The sequence below is a fragment of the Pseudomonas sp. AK181 genome, from assembly GCF_051122975.1.
Taxonomy (GTDB): domain Bacteria; phylum Pseudomonadota; class Gammaproteobacteria; order Pseudomonadales; family Pseudomonadaceae; genus Aquipseudomonas; species Aquipseudomonas lactis.
This window is the reverse complement of sequence record NZ_CP146348.1, coordinates 1,913,800-1,935,208: the sequence shown is the minus strand read 5'-3', so window position 1 is coordinate 1,935,208 and position 21,409 is coordinate 1,913,800. Positions and strand designations below refer to the sequence as shown.

At 60.4% G+C, this 21,409-nt stretch carries 20 protein-coding genes; 12 read left to right on the top strand and 8 right to left on the bottom strand.

What is annotated here, in order from left to right:
- Together sdhD and sdhC are read right to left on the bottom strand one after the other, a co-directional pair.
- A complete protein-coding gene (sdhD, locus tag V8689_RS09050) occupies positions 1-369 on the bottom strand; it encodes a succinate dehydrogenase, hydrophobic membrane anchor protein (protein ID WP_003172805.1) in 369 nt (122 codons plus the stop codon).
- Positions 363-737 carry a succinate dehydrogenase, cytochrome b556 subunit gene (gene sdhC, locus V8689_RS09045; protein ID WP_014717729.1) on the bottom strand — a complete coding sequence of 125 codons (375 nt, stop codon included), beginning with the start codon at positions 735-737 and terminating at the stop codon, positions 363-365. Before sdhC ends, sdhD begins: the two co-directional genes overlap by 7 nt.
- Before the next feature lie 365 nt (positions 738-1,102).
- On the opposite strand from sdhC, the gene gltA reads away from it, so the two are divergent.
- Positions 1,103-2,392, top strand: a complete 1,290-nt coding sequence (gene gltA / locus V8689_RS09040; RefSeq protein ID WP_003190003.1) for a citrate synthase — start codon at positions 1,103-1,105, stop codon at positions 2,390-2,392.
- A 700-nt stretch (positions 2,393-3,092) separates the two neighbouring features.
- On the opposite strand, the gene V8689_RS09035 is transcribed toward gltA, so the two are convergent.
- The 3 genes from V8689_RS09035 to V8689_RS09025 all read right to left on the bottom strand — a co-directional run bounded on the left by V8689_RS09035 (position 3,093) and on the right by V8689_RS09025 (position 6,143).
- Complete coding sequence (locus V8689_RS09035; protein WP_032892639.1) at positions 3,093-4,751, bottom strand: cation acetate symporter; 1,659 nt, start codon at positions 4,749-4,751, stop codon at positions 3,093-3,095.
- Positions 4,748-5,059: a DUF485 domain-containing protein gene (locus V8689_RS09030; RefSeq protein ID WP_003190001.1), complete on the bottom strand. Its 312-nt coding sequence runs from the start codon at positions 5,057-5,059 to the stop codon at positions 4,748-4,750. Before V8689_RS09030 ends, V8689_RS09035 begins: the two co-directional genes overlap by 4 nt.
- A gap of 232 nt (positions 5,060-5,291) precedes the next feature.
- Positions 5,292-6,143 carry a glycine betaine ABC transporter substrate-binding protein gene (locus V8689_RS09025; RefSeq protein WP_003233255.1) on the bottom strand — a complete coding sequence of 284 codons (852 nt, stop codon included), beginning with the start codon at positions 6,141-6,143 and terminating at the stop codon, positions 5,292-5,294.
- A gap of 332 nt (positions 6,144-6,475) precedes the next feature.
- Here V8689_RS09025 and V8689_RS09020 point away from each other — a divergent pair, with 332 nt between their 5' ends.
- Complete coding sequence (locus tag V8689_RS09020; protein WP_056788550.1) at positions 6,476-8,029, top strand: glycosyl hydrolase family 17 protein; 1,554 nt, start codon at positions 6,476-6,478, stop codon at positions 8,027-8,029.
- Between the two features lie 106 nt (positions 8,030-8,135).
- Here V8689_RS09020 and V8689_RS09015 read toward each other — a convergent pair whose 3' ends face one another.
- Positions 8,136-8,504 carry a hypothetical protein gene (locus tag V8689_RS09015; protein WP_014717724.1) on the bottom strand — a complete coding sequence of 123 codons (369 nt, stop codon included), beginning with the start codon at positions 8,502-8,504 and terminating at the stop codon, positions 8,136-8,138.
- Between the two features lie 233 nt (positions 8,505-8,737).
- Here V8689_RS09015 and V8689_RS09010 point away from each other — a divergent pair, with 233 nt between their 5' ends.
- Complete coding sequence (locus V8689_RS09010) at positions 8,738-10,036, top strand: serine/threonine protein kinase (protein WP_056788553.1); 1,299 nt, start codon at positions 8,738-8,740, stop codon at positions 10,034-10,036.
- Positions 10,029-10,817, top strand: coding sequence for an MlaA family lipoprotein (locus V8689_RS09005; protein ID WP_003189993.1), 789 nt, complete (start codon positions 10,029-10,031; stop codon positions 10,815-10,817). The genes V8689_RS09010 and V8689_RS09005 overlap by 8 nt, the downstream gene beginning before the upstream one ends.
- A 55-nt stretch (positions 10,818-10,872) precedes the next feature.
- On the opposite strand, the gene V8689_RS09000 is transcribed toward V8689_RS09005, so the two are convergent.
- Entirely contained in the window at positions 10,873-11,787 is a 915-nt protein-coding gene (locus tag V8689_RS09000; RefSeq protein WP_056788556.1) for a DUF808 domain-containing protein, read from the bottom strand.
- A 134-nt stretch (positions 11,788-11,921) separates the two neighbouring features.
- On the opposite strand from V8689_RS09000, the gene V8689_RS08995 reads away from it, so the two are divergent.
- Both V8689_RS08995 and V8689_RS08990 read left to right on the top strand, forming a co-directional pair.
- The gene (locus V8689_RS08995; protein ID WP_003189991.1) at positions 11,922-12,527 is read left to right on the top strand and encodes a TetR/AcrR family transcriptional regulator; all 606 of its coding nucleotides are present in this window, start codon (positions 11,922-11,924) and stop codon (positions 12,525-12,527) included.
- A 213-nt stretch (positions 12,528-12,740) separates the two neighbouring features.
- A complete protein-coding gene (locus V8689_RS08990; RefSeq protein WP_056788558.1) occupies positions 12,741-13,199 on the top strand; it encodes an REP-associated tyrosine transposase in 459 nt (152 codons plus the stop codon).
- 106 nt (positions 13,200-13,305) lie between these two features.
- Here the strand turns inward: V8689_RS08990 and V8689_RS08985 are convergent, their stop codons facing one another.
- A complete protein-coding gene (locus tag V8689_RS08985; RefSeq protein ID WP_020302584.1) occupies positions 13,306-13,746 on the bottom strand; it encodes a GlcG/HbpS family heme-binding protein in 441 nt (146 codons plus the stop codon).
- 256 nt (positions 13,747-14,002) lie between these two features.
- On the opposite strand from V8689_RS08985, the gene gcl reads away from it, so the two are divergent.
- The 6 genes from gcl to V8689_RS08955 all read left to right on the top strand — a co-directional run bounded on the left by gcl (position 14,003) and on the right by V8689_RS08955 (position 21,393).
- Complete coding sequence (gene gcl / locus V8689_RS08980) at positions 14,003-15,778, top strand: glyoxylate carboligase (RefSeq protein ID WP_003189987.1); 1,776 nt, start codon at positions 14,003-14,005, stop codon at positions 15,776-15,778.
- Positions 15,779-15,788: 10 nt separating this feature from the next.
- Positions 15,789-16,571, top strand: coding sequence for a hydroxypyruvate isomerase (hyi, locus tag V8689_RS08975; RefSeq protein ID WP_056788561.1), 783 nt, complete (start codon positions 15,789-15,791; stop codon positions 16,569-16,571).
- A 128-nt stretch (positions 16,572-16,699) separates the two neighbouring features.
- Positions 16,700-17,590 (top strand): 2-hydroxy-3-oxopropionate reductase, encoded by an 891-nt coding sequence (locus tag V8689_RS08970; protein WP_056788564.1) that lies wholly within the window; start codon positions 16,700-16,702, stop codon positions 17,588-17,590.
- 136 nt (positions 17,591-17,726) lie between these two features.
- Positions 17,727-19,007 carry a glycerate kinase type-2 family protein gene (locus tag V8689_RS08965; protein ID WP_056788567.1) on the top strand — a complete coding sequence of 427 codons (1,281 nt, stop codon included), beginning with the start codon at positions 17,727-17,729 and terminating at the stop codon, positions 19,005-19,007.
- On the top strand, positions 18,997-20,412 hold the full coding sequence (gene pyk, locus V8689_RS08960) for a pyruvate kinase (protein ID WP_056788571.1): 1,416 nt from the start codon (positions 18,997-18,999) through the stop codon (positions 20,410-20,412). The genes V8689_RS08965 and pyk overlap by 11 nt, the downstream gene beginning before the upstream one ends.
- 105 nt (positions 20,413-20,517) lie before the next feature.
- Complete coding sequence (locus tag V8689_RS08955; RefSeq protein WP_056788573.1) at positions 20,518-21,393, top strand: urea transporter; 876 nt, start codon at positions 20,518-20,520, stop codon at positions 21,391-21,393.
- Positions 21,394-21,409: the final 16 nt, after the last annotated feature.

Genomic DNA, 21,409 nt, shown 5'->3' with positions numbered 1-21,409 from the left:
TCAGATACCCCAAAGAATCTGCACACCCCAGACGAAGTAAGCGAACATCGCAACGCCGCATACTGCCTGGAAGAGGAAACGTACTGCAGTCGCGGACTTGCCCAGCGCCATCGGCGTCAGGTAGTCAGTCGCGATGGTCCACATGCCAACCCAGGCGTGAGCGCCCAGGGCTACAAGGGCCAGCAGACTGAAGATTCGCATCGCATTGTGGGAAAACAGGCCGTGCCATTGCTCATAGCCGATGCCCGGGTTTGCGACGAGGTATCCGATCAGGAAAATGAAATAAGCCGCGAGAACGACCGCAGACACACGCTGTGCCATCCAGTCATAGAGGCCCGAACGCGACAGATTCGTTACGCTGGTTACCATATCCAAACTCCTGCCAGAACGATCAGCACCACGGAAATGGCGACGATGATTTTCGAGCCCAGGCGGCCGCCTTCCAGCGTCTCACCGATGCCCATGTCCATGATCAAGTGGCGCACACCGGCTACCAGGTGATACAGAAGAGAGGACAGGAGGCCCCATGCTACGAACTTGGCCAGCGGGCTGGTCAAGCATGCCTTCACCTCGGCGTATCCTTCCTCGGAACCCAGGGATTTGCTCAATGCATAAAGCATGATGCCCAAGCCCAGGAACAGGATGATGCCGGAAACACGGTGCAGGAACGACGTAACGCCGGTGATGGGGAGTTTGATGGTCCTTAGGTCTAGGTTTACAGGTCGTTGGCTATTCACGGCTTTTTTTCACACTGAAGAGCCCCTAACAATCAGGGCAAAGTTGTTGGGGAGTGCGACTGGTCAGGTAAGCACCACCCAGGGAGTGCGACCCCCAATGAAAGCAAGCCCAAAAGCCCTTGGCGGTCGGTGGCCGAGTATAGACAGTTAGGTTACTAATGACAACGCGCACACCTCACCCTAATAGCTGATTGCGCTGGCGGGATAAAAGGCGTAAATGGCAGTCAATTTCGACGAAAAAGTACGGTTAAAGCCTTCTGGCGCAAGACTTTAGGCAAATTGACATCTGGATTTATATCAATATAGTGGTGCGGGCCCTGCGTGGGGGGTCTGTCTGATGATTTGAAGCATAAATAGGAGGCCACATGGCTGACAAAAAAGCGCAGTTGATCATCGAGGGCGCAGCCCCCGTCGAGCTGCCCATTTTAACCGGCACCGTTGGTCCCGATGTTATCGACGTACGGGGCCTGACGGCCACGGGCCGTTTTACTTTCGACCCAGGCTTCATGTCGACCGCTTCCTGCGAGTCGAAGATCACCTACATCGATGGTGATAATGGCATTCTGCTTCATCGCGGTTACCCGATCGAGCAACTGGCTGAAAAGTCGGACTATCTGGAAACCTGCTACCTGCTGCTAAATGGCGAATTGCCAACAGCCGAGCAGAAAGCCCAGTTCGTCAGCACCGTGAAGAACCACACCATGGTGCACGAGCAGTTGAAGACCTTCTTCAACGGCTTCCGTCGCGACGCCCACCCGATGGCCGTCATGTGCGGTGTAGTAGGCGCCCTGTCGGCCTTCTATCACGACTCCCTGGACATCAATAACCCGCAGCATCGCGAAATTTCCGCGATCCGCCTGGTTGCCAAGATGCCGACCCTGGCCGCAATGGTTTACAAGTACTCCATGGGCCAACCCATGATGTACCCGCGCAACGACCTGACGTACGCGGAAAACTTCCTGCACATGATGTTCAACACCCCGTGCGAGATCAAACCGATCAGCCCGGTGCTCGCCAAGGCCATGGACCGGATCTTCATCCTCCACGCCGACCACGAGCAGAACGCTTCCACCTCTACCGTGCGCCTGGCGGGCTCTTCGGGTGCCAACCCGTTCGCCTGTATTGCCGCCGGCATCGCCGCACTGTGGGGCCCTGCCCACGGCGGTGCGAACGAAGCCGTATTGACCATGCTCGATGAAATCGGCGATGTGTCCAACATCGACAAATTCATCGCCAAGGCCAAGGACAAGAACGATTCGTTCAAGTTGATGGGCTTCGGTCACCGGGTCTACAAGAACCGCGACCCACGCGCTACGGTCATGAAGCAGACCTGCGACGAAGTGTTGAAGGAACTGGGCATCAAGAACGATCCGCAACTCGAACTGGCCATGCGCCTGGAAGAGATCGCCCTGACCGACCCTTACTTCATCGAACGCTCGCTGTACCCGAACGTCGACTTCTACTCGGGGATCATCCTCAAGGCGATCGGCATTCCAACCAGCATGTTCACCGTGATCTTCGCCCTGGCGCGGACCGTGGGCTGGATCTCCCACTGGAAAGAAATGCTCTCCAGCCCGTACAAGATTGGCCGCCCGCGCCAGCTGTACACCGGCTACGAGTCGCGTGATATCACCAAGCTGGAAGATCGCAAGTAAGCACTTGATTGCTTGTTTGTACTGAGAACGGCCTCCCTTAGTGGAGGCCGTTTTTGTTTGTGTGGTCTGATCTACCGCCATCGCAGCATAGGTATCTACACAACTTTAATGCGACGCAGGACCTGTGGCGAGGAAGCTTGCTCACGCGACGGCCTGACAGCCGACGCTGATATAACTGATGCCCCGCGATCCAATGTGGGAGCTGGCTTGCCTGCGAAGACGGCCTGACAGTTAACACAGTTGGACCGTGTACATATCCATTCCTGCGGTAACGGCTACTTAGGGTTCCGCTCTGACAGCGGGTCACTTTTGGAAAAGAGCCCCAAAAGTAACCAAAAGGGCTCTTGCCCCACCACTCGGCACCTCGCTTAGGCTCGGTGTGCCCGTAATCCGCCAGTGATTTGGGGGGCCGCCGCCACGCGCCATCCATGGCGCGGGGCGGCTAAACCGGCATCCCTGCCGGTTTACCCCCCAAATCACTGTCGAATTCCGGCCAGCGTGGTTTAACGGGGCGCTTAAGATCAAGATCAAGAGCAGATCAAGAGCGGCTCGCTTCGCATCGTGGTTACCGTTGGCTGCTACAACCTACAAAATTGTGTAGATCCTATGCCGCGATTAGGCCAGTCCAGACAACACATAAACCCAGGCAAAAAAAATACCCCAGCCTTACGACCGGGGTATTTCTTATACAGCTGACAACTCAGTGATTAACCGCCCCACTCGCCCCCAGGCCAGTCTGCGAGCGCACAAACTGCGGGAAGTACAGCGCACGCTCTTTCTCTGCCGCCGCCGACTTGTCGGTGATGGAGAAGAACCAGATGCCGACGAACGCAATGATCATCGAGAACAGCGCCGGGTACTCGTACGGGAAGATCGCCTTTTCATGGTGCAGGATCGAGACCCAGATGGTCGGGCCGAGGATCATCAGGCCCACGGCGCTGATCAAGCCCAGCCAGCCGCCAATCATGGCGCCACGGGTGGTGAGGTTCTTCCAGTACATGGAAAGCAGCAGCACCGGGAAGTTACAGCTGGCAGCGATGGAGAACGCCAGGCCGACCATGAACGCAATGTTCTGGCTTTCGAACAGGATACCCAGGCCGATGGCCAATACACCCAAGGCTACGGTGGTGATCTTCGATACGCGAATCTCGTCCTTCTCGTTGGCCTTGCCTTTCTTGATCACGCTGGCATACAGGTCATGGGACACCGCCGAAGCACCCGCCAGGGTCAAGCCGGCAACCACCGCGAGGATGGTGGCAAACGCCACGGCCGAGATGAAGCCCAGGAAGATACTGCCACCCACCGCGTTGGCCAGGTGCACCGCCGCCATGTTGTTGCCACCGAGCAAGGCGCCCGCTGCGTCCTTGAACGCCGGGTTGGTGCTGACCAAAAGGATCGCGCCGAAGCCGATGATGAAGGTCAGGATATAGAAGTAGCCGATGAAGCCGGTTGCGTACAGCACGCTCTTACGCGCTTCCTTGGCGTCGCTTACCGTGAAGAAGCGCATCAGGATGTGCGGCAGGCCAGCGGTACCGAACATCAGTGCCAGGCCCAGGGAGAATGCCGAGATCGGGTCTTTCACCAGGCCGCCAGGGCTCATGATCGCTTCACCTTTGGGGTGAACCTTGATCGCCTCGGAGAACAGCATGTTGAAGTCGAAGTTGACGTGCTTCATCACCATCAGCGCCATGAACGAGGCACCGGACAGCAACAGTACCGCCTTGATGATCTGCACCCAGGTGGTCGCCAGCATGCCGCCGAACAGCACGTACAGGCACATCAGGATACCCACCAGGATCACCGCCACATGGTAATCAAGGCCAAACAGCAGCTGGATCAGCTTGCCCGCGCCGACCATCTGCGCGATCAGGTAGAACGCCACCACCACCAGCGAGCCACAGGCCGACAGGCTGCGGATCTGGGTTTGCCCCAGACGATAGGACGCCACGTCAGCAAAGGTGTATTTGCCCAGGTTACGCAGGCGCTCGGCGATCAGGAACAGAATGATCGGCCAGCCCACCAGGAAGCCGATCGAGTAGATCAAGCCGTCGTAGCCGGAGGTGAACACCAGCGCGGAAATCCCCAGGAAGGACGCCGCCGACATGTAGTCACCGGCAATCGCCAGACCGTTCTGGAAACCGGTGATCTTGCCGCCCGCCGCATAGTAGTCCGCTGCCGACTTGTTGCGCTTGGACGCCCAGTAAGTGATGCACAGGGTGGCGCCGACAAACGCGACGAACATCACAATGGCCGAGACGTTCAGCGGTTGCTTGTGCACTTCACCGGTCAATGCGTCCGCCGCCCAAACGGCCGGAGCCAACAGCGAAGCGCCGAATAGAGCCAATAGACGCCGGATCATTGCGCAGCCTCCTTGAGAATCGCATTGTTCAGGTCGTCAAATTCGCCGTTGGCCCGACGCACGTAGATGCCGGTGAGAATGAAGGCCGACACAATCAGCCCGACGCCCAGGGGAATGCCCCAGGTAATCGAGGAACCGGGGCTGATCTTGGCCCCCAGCACTTGTGGCCCGTAGGCAATCAACAGGATGAAAGCGGAGTAAAGCCCTAGCATGATCGCCGAGAGAATCCAGGCGAACCTTTCCCTTTTCCTGACCAGCTCCTTGAAACGCGGGCTGTTTTGAATCGAGAGGTAAATGCTGTCGTTCATTGTTTTTATCCTCGCAGCACAGCTTTTTATTATTTTGGAACGTATCCACTGTATGCGGCTGCGCAATGGGTTCCAGACGACCTTAGTAGTAGATCGAGCTTAGCGAGGATTTGAAAAAAATGTAGGAGCGAGCTTGCTCGCGAAAAACGTCAACGATAACGCGTTCATTCTGGATGATCGCGGTGCCTGTGCGTTCTTCGCGAGCAAGCTCGCTCCTACAGTTGGGGCGGGGTTATTTAGCAGTCCATTCGGCGACGCGCTCGGGGTGCTTGGCTACCCAGTCCTTGGCCGCGGCGTCCGGCTTGGCGCCTTCTTGAATCGCCAGCATGACTTCACCGATTTCATCCTTGGAGGCCCACTGGAATTTCTTCAGGAAGGCCGCGACTTCCGGCGCTTTCTTCTCCAGGCCCTTGCTGCCGATGCTGTTGACGGTTTCAGCAGCACCATAAATCCCTTTTGGGTCGTCCAGGAAACGCAGTTTCCACTTGGCGAACATCCAGTGCGGCACCCAACCGGTGACCGCAATCGACTCCTGCTTGTCTTCGGCGCGGGTCAGTTCGGCAATCATCGCCGCACCCGAGCTGGCTTGCAGTTTGTAGTCCAGGCCATATTGCTTGATGGCTTCGTCGGTCTTGAGCATTACGCCTGAACCGGCGTCGATGCCGACGATCTTGTTCTTGAAGGTGGTATCGGTCTTGAGATCTTCGATGGACTTGGCCTTGACGTACTCCGGCACGATCAAGCCGATCTTGGCGTCCTTGAAGTTGGGGCCGTAGTCGACCACCTTGTCCTTGTTCTTGGTCCAGTATTCACCGTGTGTCACCGGTAGCCAGGCCGAGAGCATGGCATCGAGCTTGCCGGTGGCAACACCTTGCCACATGATCCCGGTGGCAACCGCTTGCAGTTTTACGTCATAGCCGAGCTTTTGCTTGATCACCTCTGCCGCCACATGAGTAGTGGCAACGCTGTCGGACCAGCCGTCCACGTAGCCGATGCTCAGGGTCTTGCTGTCGGCACTGGCCAGTGTGGAGCCCATCGCAACTACCAGAGTGGCAGCTGCGCCCAAGAGTCGTCGCATCTTCATAGTACTTCCCCGAAAGTGCTGCGCCCGACGGATGCCGAGCGACGTCAAACTGTTGTTATAGGGTGCACCGCGCCCCCTTCACGCGCATCGATCCGGTTGCTGAGGCATCAGTGGAGTACTGACAGTTTTATCTTCAACCTGAGTAGGCATTTGCCCTGCTCTGTCAGCGACCTTGGTTGAGCAAGAAACGACATCACATCGCCAGTAGGACGCTTTGTAGGCGTTATCGCCAGAATCCCGCCCGAAGTTTGCATGTCAAAATTATGCAGCCGCACTGGGCTGCGGCAAATCCGGGTAAGATGCGCGCCTTTGCTCCCCCAGATAAGCCGACCATGCCCGCGACTGCCCGCTTCCCTGCCCTGCCCTATTTCTTCGCCTTGATCCTCGGCGTGCTTGCCCTTGTCGGCTACTGGTACGGCCTCGGCCGGCCCGTGGTGTTGCCGGACGTCGCCAGCGCCAGCCATAAGTTGCAATGTGCGTCCTACACGCCGTTCGACAAAGACCAATCCCCATTCGACCAACCGTTCGCGCTGCGCCCCGAGCGCATGGACGCCGACCTGGCGCTGCTCGCCACGCGTTTTGAATGCATTCGCACCTATTCCATGACCGGCCTGGAAGCCCTGCCGGACATGGCGCGCAAGCATGGGTTGAAGGTGATGGCCGGGGCCTGGGTCAGCAGCGACCCCGTGGCGACTCAAAAAGAGATCAACGAGTTGATCGCGGCGGCCAATGCCAGCCCGGACGTGGTGACCTCGGTGATCGTCGGCAACGAAGCCCTGCTGCGCAAGGAAGTCACTGCCAAGCAACTGGTGGCGCTGATCCACCAGGTTAAAAGCCAGATCAAGCAGCCCGTCACCTATGCCGATGTCTGGGAGTTCTGGCTGCAGCATCCGGAAATCGAGCCGGCGGTGGACTTCCTGACCATTCACCTGCTGCCGTATTGGGAAGATGAACCGTCCGGCATCGACCAGGCGCTCAAGCACGTGGGCGATGTGCGCCAGACCTTCGGCCATAAATTCGCACCCAAGGACATCGTGATCGGTGAAACCGGCTGGCCCAGCGAAGGCCGCCAGCGCGAAACCGCCGTGCCCAGCCGGGTCAATGAAGCCAGGTTCATGCGCGGTTTCGTGGCCATGGCCGAAGCCAATGGCTGGCGCTACAACCTGATCGAAGCCTTTGACCAGCCGTGGAAGCGCGCCAGTGAAGGCGCTGTGGGCGGTTACTGGGGGCTGTTCGATGCAGACCGCCAAGACAAAGGCGTTCTCGCAGGCCCTGTGACCAATGTGCCGTACTGGCCGCTGTGGCTGGGCGTCGGCGGGCTCATCCTGCTTGGCACCCTGGTGCTCGGCGGCCGCGTTCGCAGCACGCGCTCAGCGTTAATACTGCCGTTGCTCGGTGCCGTGGCGGCATGTTCCATCGGCAGTTGGGCCGAACTGACCCGCGTTACCGCGCGCTTCAGCGATGAATGGGTATGGGCAGGCTTGCTGGTGGCGTTGAACCTGCTGGTGCTGGCCCATGCTGCCCTGGCCCTCAGCACCCGTGAAGGCTGGCGTGAGCGCGGGTTCAACTGGCTGGAGCAGCGCGCCGGCTGGCTGGTGGCAATCGCCGGGTTTGCCGGTGCGGTGATGATGCTGGCGCTGGTGTTTGACCCGCGCTATCGCAGTTTCCCAAGCGCAGCACTGGTGCTGCCGGCCCTGGTGTACCTGGTACGCCCGGTGACCGGGCCGCGTCGGGAGATTGCGTTGTTGGCCTTTATCATCGGTGCCGGCGTTGCGCCGCAGTTGTACCGTGAAGGGCTTTTGAACCAGCAGGCCTGGGGTTGGGCCGTGGTCAGCGTGCTGATGGTTGCCGCTTTGTGGCGTTGCTTGCGGGTGCGCAAGGTTTAACACCGCTATCGCAGGCAAGCCAGCTCCCACATTTGACCGTGCTCACACATAGAAATGTATGAACCCAATCAACTGTGGGAGCTGGCTTGCCTGCGATGAGGCCACATCAGGCGCCGCGCGGCTTCCTGACCAACCGCAACCCCGCAATCACCACCGCAAACACCGCAAACGTCGTGTTGTACAACGCCAGCGCCGGCAACCCGAACACCAACCCCACCACCGCCAACGCCCACCCCGCACGCCCCGGCACAAAAAAGCCCAGCACCGAGGTGATCAACGCCGCCCACCCCAGCAGCTTGAAATGAATCATCAAACCCAAATTCGAACGCACCTGGCATTCCCAGCGGCTGGCCTCATCCGCGCAGATGCCAACCCATTGCCCATCCTCCATGAAGCCGTAACGTGCGGCATAACTGGCAGCCAGCCATAACGGCAGGGCAATAAGCAGCAGGATCAACGGCAGACGACGGGACATGGGGCACTCCGATAGGCAAAAACGGCGCCCAGCTTAATCCCACGGCGGCCGTTAGCAAGGTGTTCGCGCAGATATCTGTTCAACAATGCATGGCAAAGTGTATCGTCTCGCTACTATTACCCCGATTCCGACGTTTTTTCCGACTTTTCGTGCCGAGTGCTGGCACTTCGGTGACAAGGCGGTGGTCATAGCCTGCGAACTTCATTCAGCCCGTTCCTCTTAGGGATTAAGTCATGCTCCGTTCCTTGCGCTGTGCTGCCTTGCTGGGCAGCCTATTTTTGAGTGCGTCAGCACTGGCCGTCGATATCGACCAAGCCAGCTATGGCTACCCTTTGACCAACCCGTTCGAAGCGACCATCGCCACCACACCTCCCGATCTGCGGCCAACCCTGCCGACCGATGACGAGATCAACCAGTCCGACTACACCCTGACGATGCGCCCCGAGCGCGAGTTCAGCCTGCCGGACAATTTCTGGGCGGTGAAGAAACTCACCTACCGCATTGCCAAGCAAGACCGTGCTGCGCCGTTGATCTTCCTCATCGCCGGCACCGGTGCACGCTTTGACAGCAGCATCAACGAATACCTGAAAAAGCTGTATTACCAGGCCGGCTACCATGTGGTGCAGCTGTCCTCGCCGACCAGCTTCGACTTCATCAGCGCCGCTTCGCGCTTCGCCACCCCGGGCATCACCCAAGAAGACGCCGAAGACATGTACCGCGTGATGCAGGCCGTACGCGCGCAGAACGCCTCGTTGCCCGTGACCGACTTCTACCTCACCGGCTACAGCCTGGGCGCCCTGGATGCGGCGTTTGTCAGCAAGCTGGATGAGACCCGCCGCAGCTTCAACTTCAAGAAAGTGCTGCTGCTCAACCCGCCAGTCAACCTCTACACCTCGATCACCAACCTCGACAAGCTGGTACAGACCGAGGTCAAGGGCATCAACAACAGCACCACCTTCTATGAGTTGGTGCTGAGCAAACTGACGCGTTACTTCCAGCAAAAAGGCTACATCGACCTCAACGACGCCTTGCTCTATGACTTCCAGCAGTCCAAGCAGCACCTGACCAACGAACAGATGGCCATGCTGATCGGCACCTCGTTCCGCTTCTCGGCCGCCGACATCGCCTTTACCTCGGACTTGATCAACCGCCGTGGCCTGATCATTCCGCCCAAGTACCCGATTACCGAAGGCACCAGCCTCACGCCGTTCCTCAAGCGTGCCCTGCAGTGTGACTTCGACTGCTACCTCACCGAACAAGTGATCCCGATGTGGCGCGCGCGTTCCGATGGCGGCAGCCTGCTGCAACTGATCGACCAGGTCAGCCTGTACGCCCTCAAGGACTACCTGCGCGACAGCCCGAAAATCGCCGTGATGCATAACGCCGACGATGTGATCCTCGGCCCTGGCGACCTGGGCTTCCTGCGTAAAACTTTCGGCGATCGCTTGACCATCTACCCGCTGGGCGGCCACTGCGGCAACCTCAATTACCGCGTCAACGCCGACGCCATGCTGGAGTTCTTCCGTGGCTAAATATCTTCTGCTGCTCGCCGCACTGATGTGCGCAGGCGTGGCCAATGCCGACAACAGCAAGGCCCAAGAACCCGTCAAGGTCGATGCCGACGGCTTCAAGGAGCCGCTGACCAAGCTCAAGTTCAACCCAGGCTTGGACCAGCGTGAGTTCGAACGCTCCACGCTCACCGCGCTCAACGTCTACGACCCACTGGAGTCGTGGAACCGTCGCGTGTACCACTTCAACTATCGCTTCGACCAGTGGGTGTTCCTGCCGGTAGTAAACGGTTACCGCTATGTCACGCCGAGCTTTCTGCGCACCGGCGTGAGCAACTTCTTCAACAACCTGGGCGATGTGCCTAACCTGATGAACAGCTTGTTGCAGCTCAAAGGCCACCGCTCCCTGGAAACCACCGGGCGCCTGCTGGTCAACACCACCATTGGCATCGCGGGCCTGTGGGACCCGGCCACCGCCATGGGCCTGCCGCGCCAGAGCGAAGACTTCGGCCAGACCTTGGGCTTCTACGGTGTACCGGGCGGCGCCTACCTGATGCTGCCGATCTTCGGCCCGTCGAACCTGCGTGACACCGGCGGCCTGCTGGTGGACTACAGCGCCGAATCGCAGATCAACTTCCTCAACGTGTCCGAAGTCAGCTCCAACCATCCGGAAGTCTGGGCCCTGCGCGCCGTGGACAAGCGCTACCAGACCAGCTTCCGCTACGGCCAGATGAACTCGCCGTTCGAGTATGAGAAGGTGCGGTATATCTACACCGAATCGCGCAAGTTGCAGATTGCCGAGTAAACCGCAGCGATAAAAAAGGCCATTCGATTGAATGGCCTTTTTTATGCCTGCGGTTTCACCCTCGCAGTGCTTTCCAACCTTTACCTGCCACGCTGACCACTGCCAGGACGACGGCGCCGGCAATGATCCCTGCCACCGCATTGAGCAGCGTTGGCATCAGCCAAGCCAACGCGCCGGTGCTTTGGCTCACGGTTTCGATCCAGTGATGCACCACGGGCACGCCATGGGTAAGGATGCCGCCACCGACCATGAACATCGCCGCCGTGCCGATCACTGACAGGCTCTTCATCATGTAGGGTGCCGCACTCAGGATTGCGCCACCAATACTGCGCGCCACCTGGCCCGGGTTCTGCGTCAGCCACAGCCCCAGGTCGTCGAGCTTGACAATACCGGCCACCAACCCATATACGCCGATGGTCATGACAATGGCGATACCCGACAGCACGATCACCTGCTGCGTGAGCTGCGCGTCGGCGACGATGCCGAGGGTGATGGCGATGATCTCGGCGGAGAGAATGAAGTCGGTGCGGATGGCGCCCTTGATCTTGTCTTTCTCGAACGCCACCAGATCGGTAGCCGGGTCGGCCACCGCCTCAGTCAATTGCGCGTGTTCGGCCTGGTCTTCAGCCTTGCTGTGCAGGAACTTGTGAGCGAGTTTTTCGAAGCCCTCGAAACACAAATAGGCACCGCCGAGCATCAATAACGGTATCACCGCCCAGGGGGCAAAGGCGCTGATCAACAGGGCCGTCGGCACCAGGATCAGCTTGTTGATAAACGAGCCCTTGGCCACCGCCCACACCACGGGGATTTCCCGCTCGGCGCGCACGCCGGAGACCTGCTGGGCATTCAACGCAAGGTCATCGCCGAGCACGCCCGATGTCTTCTTGGCGGCCATTTTTGTCATCAGCGCAACGTCATCGAGTACCGCGGCGATATCGTCGATCAACACCAATAAGCTGCTTCCTGCCATGAACCGGACTTCCGTTAGAGAGAGATGGCGCGAGCATAGCGCGGCGCAGGGCCTTGCGGGCAGATTGTTGAGGCTTGCGGATGGCCGGTGCTACCATGCGCAACCGCCTGTCATGGCAAGGAAACGTCTGGTTTATGAGCAGCATTCGCGAGCGCAACAAAGAAAAAATCCTGCGGGCGGCGAGCGAGGAGTTTGCCGACAAGGGCTTCGCCGCGACCAAAACCAGCGACATCGCCGCCAAGGCCGGGCTGCCCAAGCCCAACGTCTATTACTACTTCAAGTCCAAGGACAACCTTTACCGCGAGGTGCTCGAAAGCATCATCGAGCCGATCCTGGCCGCCTCTACGCCGTTCAACCCCGACGGCGAGCCCAAGGAAGTGTTGAGCAACTACATCCGCTCCAAAATCCGCATCTCCCGCGACCTGCCGTTCGCCTCCAAGGTGTTCGCCAGCGAAATCATGCACGGCGCCCCACACCTGAGCGCCGACCAGGTTGAACAGCTCAATGCCCAGGCCAAGCACAATATCGACTGCATCCAGAGCTGGGTTGACCGTGGCCTGATCGCAGCGATAGACCCCAACCACCTGATGTTCAGCATCTGGGCAGCCACCCAGACCTATGCCGATTTCGACTGGCAGATCTCGGCAGTGACCGGCAAGGCGAAGCTGGATGAAGCCGATTATGAGGCGGCGGCGCAGACGATTATTCGGTTGGTGCTCAAGGGGTGTGAGCCGGATTGATAGACCGCGGCGCCTGTTCCATTCGCGAGCAAGCCCGCTCCCACAGGTAGGTGCAAAGCCAGACACACATTGTATAAACCGCACAAATCCCCCTGTGGGAGCGGGCTTGCTCGCGAAAGCGCCCTCCCAGACACATCCTGCCAAAAGTCCACAGATCAGCCTCAGCCACCAAGATCTAGCCTCTCAGAACCCCATCTGAAGAGAGGCCAAGGAATGCCTGATCGAGCTACATCACACCGCCTGCGTATCGGCAGATTCAGCGAGTCCAACCGCATCTATCTGATCACCACCAACACTCATGAACGTGTGCCGATGTTCAATGACTTTCATCTGGGTCGCTTGGTCGTCTGGCAATTCAGACTCGCCCAGTACCAAGGGCTGGCACACTCTCTGGCTTGGGTGGTGATGCCCGACCACTTCCACTGGCTGATGGAACTGCGACAAGGCTCGCTGGGAGATCTGATGTGTCAGGTGAAATCCAAAAGTACTCGTAGCGTAAACGGCGCTACCGGCCGCAAGGGCCGGCTATGGCAAACCAGCTTTCATGACCGGGCCCTGCGCAAAGAAGATGACTTGGTAAAAATGGCCAGGTATGTGGTTGCCAATCCCCTGAGAGCTGGGCTGGTAAAGCGGATTGGCGACTATCCGTTGTGGGATGCCGTTTGGGTATAGCGCCAAGACCGAGGCGCCTCTTTCGCGAGCAAGCCCACACAGAGGAATGCAATCCAAATGTGGGAGCGGGCTTGCTCGCGAAGAGGCCCTATCCCTCAGCCCAGAATCAAGCCGACACCCCCGCATCCGCCATCAACCCGACCCCCTCTATCGCGGTGATCGCACACTGCTCGTCAATATCGGATGTATCCCCGCTGATCCCGATCGCGCCCAGCACCATGCCGCTCTGATCACGAATCAACACCCCACCCGGGGCCGGCACGACGCTGCCCTGCCCCAGGCTGTTCAACGCCGCGATAAACGCCGGGCGCTGTTGGGCGTCCAGTGCCAGCAAACGTGAACCCTTGCCCAGAGCAATGGCGCCCCAGGCCTTGCCGATGGCGATTTGCGGGCGTAGCAGGCTGGCGCCGTCTTCGCGTTGCAGGGTGACCAGATGGCCGCCGCTGTCGAGCACCGCGATGGTCAGGGGCGCAGCCGAAATGGTGCGGCCTGCGGTGAGGGCCTGGGTGGCCAGTTGGGTGGCGAGTTTCAAGGTTAAAGCGCTCATAGGTGCCGTCCTTATCTTGTTATGGGTAAAGCGGTGAGGTCTGTTTGATCAGATGCTCGATCACACAAATAGAACACAATGATATTTGTTTTTGTATACAATATTTTCCAACAAAGGCTCCATACGTCGAAAAAAGCGCTTCCGACGAACGCAGAGGTCAGTTTACGAAAGGCATTGACCAACGCATCTCGGCGTGAATACACTTTGGACAGACACCACTTGTATACAATTACAAAACGCAAGAGGCACCAAAACCATGAGCAAAATGAGAGCAATCGAAGCCGCCGTCCTGGTGATGCGCCGTGAAGGTGTGGATACCGCCTTCGGTATCCCAGGCGCCGCGATCAACCCGCTGTATTCGGCCTTGCAGAAGGTGGGTGGCATCGATCACGTCCTTGCTCGCCACGTTGAAGGCGCCTCGCACATGGCCGAGGGTTACACGCGTACCAAGGCCGGCAATATCGGCGTGTGTATCGGCACGTCGGGCCCGGCGGGTACCGACATGGTCACCGGCCTGTACAGCGCCTCGGCCGACTCGATCCCGATCCTGTGCATCACCGGCCAAGCCCCCCGCGCCCGGATGCACAAGGAAGACTTCCAGGCCGTGGACATCACCAGCATCGTCAAGCCAGTCACCAAGTGGGCAACCACGGTGCTGGAACCCGGCCAAGTGCCTTACGCGTTCCAGAAAGCCTTCTATGAAATGCGCTCCGGCCGCCCTGGCCCGGTGCTGATCGACCTGCCGTTCGACGTCCAGATGGCCGAGATCGAATTCGACATCGACGCCTACCAGCCGCTGCCCCTGGCCAAGCCGTTGGCGACCCGTGTGCAGGTGGAAAAAGCCCTGGCCCTGCTCGATGCAGCCGAACGTCCATTGCTGGTAAGCGGTGGCGGCGTGATCAACGCCGATGCCAGCGAGCTGCTGGTGGAGTTCGCTGAATTGACCGGCATTCCGGTGATCCCAACCCTGATGGGCTGGGGCACGATCCCGGACGACCACCCGCTGATGGTGGGCATGGTTGGCCTGCAAACCTCGCACCGCTACGGCAACGCGACGATGCTCAAGTCGGACGTGGTGCTGGGCATCGGCAACCGCTGGGCCAACCGTCACACCGGTTCGGTCGAGGTGTACACCGAGGGCCGTAAATTCATTCACGTCGACATCGAGCCGACCCAGATTGGCCGCGTGTTCACGCCGGACCTGGGCATCGTTTCCGACGCTGGCTCCGCGCTGACGATGTTCATCGAAGTGGCCCGCGAGTGGAAGGCCGCCGGCAAGCTCAAGGACCGCAGTGCGTGGTTGCATGACTGCCAGCAACGCAAGGCCACCCTGCACCGCAAGACCCACTTCGACAACGTGCCGGTCAAGCCGCAACGCGTGTACGAAGAGATGAACCAGGTGTTCGGCAAAGACACCTGCTACGTCAGCACTATCGGCCTGTCGCAGATTGCCGGCGCGCAATTTTTGCATGTGTACAAGCCACGTCACTGGATCAACTGCGGCCAGGCCGGCCCATTGGGCTGGACCATTCCGGCAGCGCTGGGGGTGGTCAAGGCCGACCCGAGCCGCAAAGTGGTGGCCTTGTCGGGCGACTATGACTTCCAGTTCATGATCGAAGAACTGGCGGTGGGCGCGCAGTTCAAGCTGCCCTACATCCACGTGGTGGTGAACAACTCTTACCTGGGCCTGATCCGCCAGGCCCAGCGTGGGTTCGAGATGGACTACTGCGTGCAGCTGTCCTTCGACAACCTCAACGCCCCGGAACTCAACGGCTATGGCGTCGACCATGTGGCCGTTGCCGAAGGCCTGGGTTGCAAGGCCCTGCGTGTGTTCGAGCCGGGCCAGATCCAACCGGCGTTGCGCCGCGCCCAAGAGATGATCGAAGAATTCAAGGTGCCGGTGATCGTTGAGATTATTCTGGAACGGGTGACCAATATTTCCATGGGCACCGAGATCAACGCCGTCAATGAATTCGAAGATCTGGCCCTAGTCGGTAACGATGCGCCGACTGCCATTTCCCTGCTCGATTAAGGAGAACCCTATGCCGCGCTTTGCTGCCAACCTGTCCATGCTGTTTACCGAACAGGACTTCCTTGCCCGCTTCAAAGCGGCTGCCGATGCCGGTTTCCAAGGCGTGGAGTACCTGTTCCCGTATGAATTCAGCTCTGCCGACATCAAGGCGCAGCTGGATGCCAACGGCCTGACCCAGGTGCTGTTCAACCTGCCAGCCGGTGACTGGGCCAAGGGCGAGCGCGGCCTGGCTTGCCACCCGGACCGGGTCGAGGAGTTCCGTGCCGGGGTCAAGCTGGCCATCGCCTACGCCCAGGTATTGGGCAATACCCAGGTCAACTGCCTGGCGGGTATCCGGCCACAAGGCGTTGATGACGAGACCGTAGAAAAGACCTTCGTCGCCAACCTCAAGTACGCCGCCGAGAAGCTGCAGGCAGCGGGTATCAAGCTGGTGATGGAGATGATCAACACCCGCGACATTCCGGGCTTCTACCTCAACAACACGGCGCAGGCCCTGTCGATTCGCGAGCAAGTGGGCAGCGCCAACCTGTTCCTGCAATACGACATCTACCACATGCAAATCATGGAAGGTGACCTGGCGCGGACCATGCAGACGCACCTGGGCGAGATCAACCACATCCAACTGGCGGACAACCCAGGGCGCAACGAGCCAGGGACCGGTGAGATCAACTACCGCTTCCTGTTCGAGCATCTGGACCGCATTGGTTACGCGGGCTGGGTCGGCTGTGAGTACAAGCCGTTGACCACTACCGAGGCAGGTTTGGGTTGGCTCAAAACCCATAACGCCATCTGACAACTGACACCACACAAAACAATGTGGGAGCTGGCTTGCCTGCGATGCAGACACCTCGGTGTATCAGGCATACCCGGCTGATGCCATCGCAGGCAAGCCAGCTCCCACATTAAAAGAGGATTTTGATCATGGCTAAAATCGGATTTATCGGCACCGGCATCATGGGCCAACCCATGGCCGCCAACCTGCAGAAAGCAGGTCATCAACTGTTTCTCTCCGAACATCACGGCAAAGCACCGGCTGAACTGATCAGCGCCGGCGCCGTGGCCCTGGCCAACCCGCAACAAGTGGCCCAGGAAGCCGAGTTCATCATCGTCATGGTGCCCGACACCCCACAAGTCGATGATGTGCTGTTCCGCGCCGACGGCGTGGCTGCGGGCCTGTCACCGAACAAGGTGGTGATCGACATGAGCTCGATCTCCCCTACTGCGACCAAAGCATTCGCCGCCAAGGTCAACCAGGCCGGCGCGCAGTACCTGGACGCCCCGGTGTCCGGTGGTGAAGTCGGCGCCAAGGCCGGCACCTTGAGCATCATGGTCGGCGGCGAACCGCAGACTTTTGAACGCGCACTGCCGCTGTTCCAGAGCATGGGCAAGAACATCACCCTGGTGGGCGGCAATGGCGATGGCCAGACCGCCAAGGTGGCCAACCAGATCATCGTTGCGCTGAACATCCAGGCGGTGGCCGAAGCGTTGTTGTTCGCCTCCAAAAACGGCGCCGACCCAGCCAAGGTGCGTGAAGCGCTGATGGGTGGCTTTGCATCGTCCAAGATCCTGGAAGTGCACGGCGAGCGCATGATCAAGGGCACTTTCGATCCGGGTTTCCGCGTCAACCTGCACCAGAAGGACCTGAACCTGGCATTGGCCGGCGCCAAGGAACTGGGGATCAACCTGCCGAACACCGCCGGCACCCAGCAAGTGTTCAGCACCTGCACCGCAATTGGCGGCGGCAACTGGGACCACTCGGCACTGATCAAGGGCCTGGAGCATATGGCGAACTTCTCGATTCGCGAGAAGTAACCCACACCGCTGATCGTTCCCACGCTCCGCGTGGGAATACAGCCCGGGACGCTCTGCGTCACAAGAGGCATTCCCACGCAGAGCGTGGGAACGATCGCTGTATCCCTAATAACAAGAATCCCCCGGGAGCCCGCTTATGTCGGTCGATCCGCAACACCTGCTTCGCGAGCTGTTTGCCACAGCCATCGACGCCGCCCACCCCCGGCAAGTCCTCGAACCCTACCTGCCTGCCGACCGCAGTGGCCGTGTGATCGTGATCGGCGCCGGCAAAGCCGCGGCCGCCATGGCGCTGGTTGTCGAAGACTGTTGGCAGGGCGAAGTTTCGGGCCTGGTCGTTACCCGTTACGGCCACGGCGCGCCGTGCAAAAAAATCGAAGTGGTCGAAGCCGCCCACCCGGTTCCGGATGCAGCCGGCCTGGCCGTGGCCCAGCGCGTGCTGGAACTGATCAGCCATCTGGGTGAAGACGACCGCGTGATCTTCCTGCTCTCCGGCGGTGGCTCGGCATTACTCGCCCTGCCCGCCGAGGGCATCACCCTGGCCGACAAGCAAACCATCAACAAAGCCCTGCTCAAATCCGGCGCCACCATTGGCGAGATGAATTGCGTGCGCAAGCACCTCTCGGCCATCAAGGGCGGGCGCTTGGCCAAGGCCGCGTGGCCGGCCACGGTGTACACCTACGCGATCTCCGACGTGCCGGGTGACCAGGCCACGGTGATTGCCTCAGGCCCGACGGTCGGCGACCCGAGCACCTCGCAACAGGCCCTGGCGATCCTCAAGCGCTACCACATCGACGCCCCCGCTTCGGTGCGCAGTTGGCTTAACAACCCCGCCTCGGAAACCGTCAAACCCGGCGACTCGGTGCTTGCCCGCAGCCACTTCCAATTGATCGCCCGTCCGCAGCAATCCCTGGAAGCAGTGGCAGTAAAAGTACGCCAGGCCGGTTTCAGCCCGCTGATCCTCGGCGACCTGGAAGGCGAAGCCCGCGATGTGGCCAAGGTACACGCCGGCATCGCCCGGCAGATCCTGCAGCACAGCCAGCCACTGGCGGCGCCGTGCGTGATTCTTTCGGGGGGCGAAACCACCGTCACCGTGCGCGGCGACGGCCGTGGCGGGCGTAATGCGGAATTCCTCTTGAGCCTCACCGACAGCCTCAAGGGCCTGCCCGGCGTGTACGCCCTGGCCGGCGATACCGATGGCATCGACGGTTCGGAAGACAACGCCGGCGCGCTCATGACCCCCTGCAGCTACCGCCGTGCCGAAGCCCTGGGCCTGTCGGCCAGTGATGAGCTGGACAACAACAACGGCTACGGCTATTTCGCCGCCCTGGGCGACTTGATCGTCACCGAGCCGACGCGCACCAACGTCAACGACTTCCGCGCCATCCTGATCCTTGAGACTGCCAACCATGACGCCTGACAAGAAGGTCAAAATCCTCGCCACCCTGGGCCCGGCCACCGACGGTATCGACGACATCCTTGAGCTGGTGGAAGCCGGGGTAAATATCTTCCGCCTCAACTTCAGCCACGGCGACCACGCCGACCATGCCCAGCGCTACCAGTGGATTCGCCAGGTCGAGCGCCAGCTCAACTACCCGCTCGGCATCCTCATGGACCTGCAAGGGCCGAAGCTGCGGGTGGGACGCTTTGCCGAGGGCAAGGTGCAGCTCGTACGCGGCCAGGCCCTGCGCCTGGACCTGGATGAAACCCTGGGCGACCAACGCCGGGTCAACCTGCCCCACCCGGAAATCATCGCGGCCCTGGAGCCGGGCATGGACCTGCTGCTCGACGACGGCAAGCTGCGCCTGCGCGTGATCACCAAGCATGCCGACGCCATCGACACCACCGTGCTCAATGGCGGCGAACTGTCTGACCGCAAAGGTGTGAATGTCCCACAAGCGCTGTTGGAACTGAGCCCCCTCACCGCCAAGGACCGCCGCGACCTGAGCTTCGGCCTGGAGTTGGGTGTGGACTGGGTAGCGCTGTCGTTTGTGCAACGCCCGGAAGACATCCGCGAAGCCCGCGAGCTGATCGGCGATAAAGCGTTTTTGATGGCCAAGATCGAAAAGCCTTCGGCGGTGCAACGGCTGCGCGAAATCGCCGAACTGAGTGACGCGATCATGGTGGCCCGGGGTGATTTGGGCGTGGAAGTGCCGGCCGAGAGCGTGCCGCAGATCCAGAAAGACATTATCAGCACCTGCCGCCAACTGGGTAAGCCGGTGGTGGTGGCCACGCAGATGCTCGAATCCATGCGCTTCTCCCCGGCACCCACCCGCGCCGAAGTCACCGATGTGGCCAATGCGGTGGCTGAAGGCGCGGACGCAGTGATGCTGTCAGCCGAAACCGCCTCGGGCGAGTACCCGCTGGAAGCGGTGCAGATGATGAGCAAGATCATCCGCCAGGTGGAAAACGGCCCGGACTACCAGGCCCAGCTGGATGTCAGCCGGCCCAAGGCGGATGCCACCGTGTCGGACGCCATCAGCTGTGCGATCCGCCGCATCAGCAGCATCCTGCCGGTGGCGGTGCTGGTGAACTACAGCGAGTCCGGCAGTTCCAGCTTGCGCGCGGCGCGGGAACGGCCCGTGGCGCCGATCCTCAACCTCACGCCAAACCTGTCCACGGCGCGACGCCTGAGCGTGGCGTGGGGCGTGCACTCGGTGGTCAATGATCGGCTGCGCCAGGTGGATGAGGTGTGTTCCACCGCGCTGGAAATTGCCCAGGCCCAGGGCATGGCGCAGCGTGGCGATACCTTGGTGATTACCGCAGGGGTGCCGTTCGGGCAGCCGGGGTCTACCAATTCGCTGCGTATCGAAACCCTACTGTAGGAGCGAGCTTGCTCGCGAAGAACGTCAACGATGACGTGGGTATCCTGAATGCACGCGGCGCCCTCAGGTTTTTCGCGAGCAAGCTCGCTCCTACCGGGAGCTGACATGCACAACCCAACCTGCCCCGACTGGGCCGAAGCCCTGCTCAACGGCTTCAGCCAAATCTTCCTGCAGCGCCATCCGCTGTGCGGCCTGCTGTGCCTGCTGGCGATCCTGATTGGCGCCCCGGCCTTGCTTGGCGGGGCCTTGCTGGGTGGCGTCGCGGGGTTGCTCACGGCCCAGCGCCGGGGGTATCCCAAGGCCGAGCGCCAGGCCGGGCTGTATAGTTACAACGGCGTGTTGCTGGGCCTGTTGATCAGCCAGCACTTTGCCTGGTCGGCGCTGGTGCCGCCGTTGATCCTAGCGTGTGGCGGCTTGAGTGCGATGCTCACCCGGCACTGGTTGAAACACGCGACCCAGCCCCAGGATTTGCCGGCCTATACCGCGCCCTTTGTGGGTCTGGGCTGGTTGCTGCTCGGCCAGAGTCCTGAAAACACCCTTGCGCTGAGCGAGCCCGACACTGTCGCTGTACTGGCCGCGCCCTTCACCGGCTTGGGGCAAATCATGCTGCTGGATCAGCCCCTCGCGGGTGTACTGATTGCCCTGGGCTTGCTGCTGGCCGACCGTCGCGCCGCCGCGTGGGCCTTGGGCGCCGCCGCTCTGGGCATGCTCGCCGGCTGGTGGCTGAACGACCCCACTGGCGCCCTGCTCGGCCTGCACAGCTATAACCCCGCGCTGGCCGCCCTGGCCCTGTGCTCATCACGTCGCCAGCCCTGGTTGCCACTGCTGGGCATTGGCCTGGCCATCCTGCTCACCCCGGGCTTTGCCGGCCTGCACCTGCCCGCGCTGACCGCGCCGTTTATCCTCGCGTGCTGGCTGGTGCGCGCCGGCCAGCGAATGCTGCACAAGCCTCACATGGACAGCCCGTTCGAATCGCCCTAGGCTTGCTCGATATTCG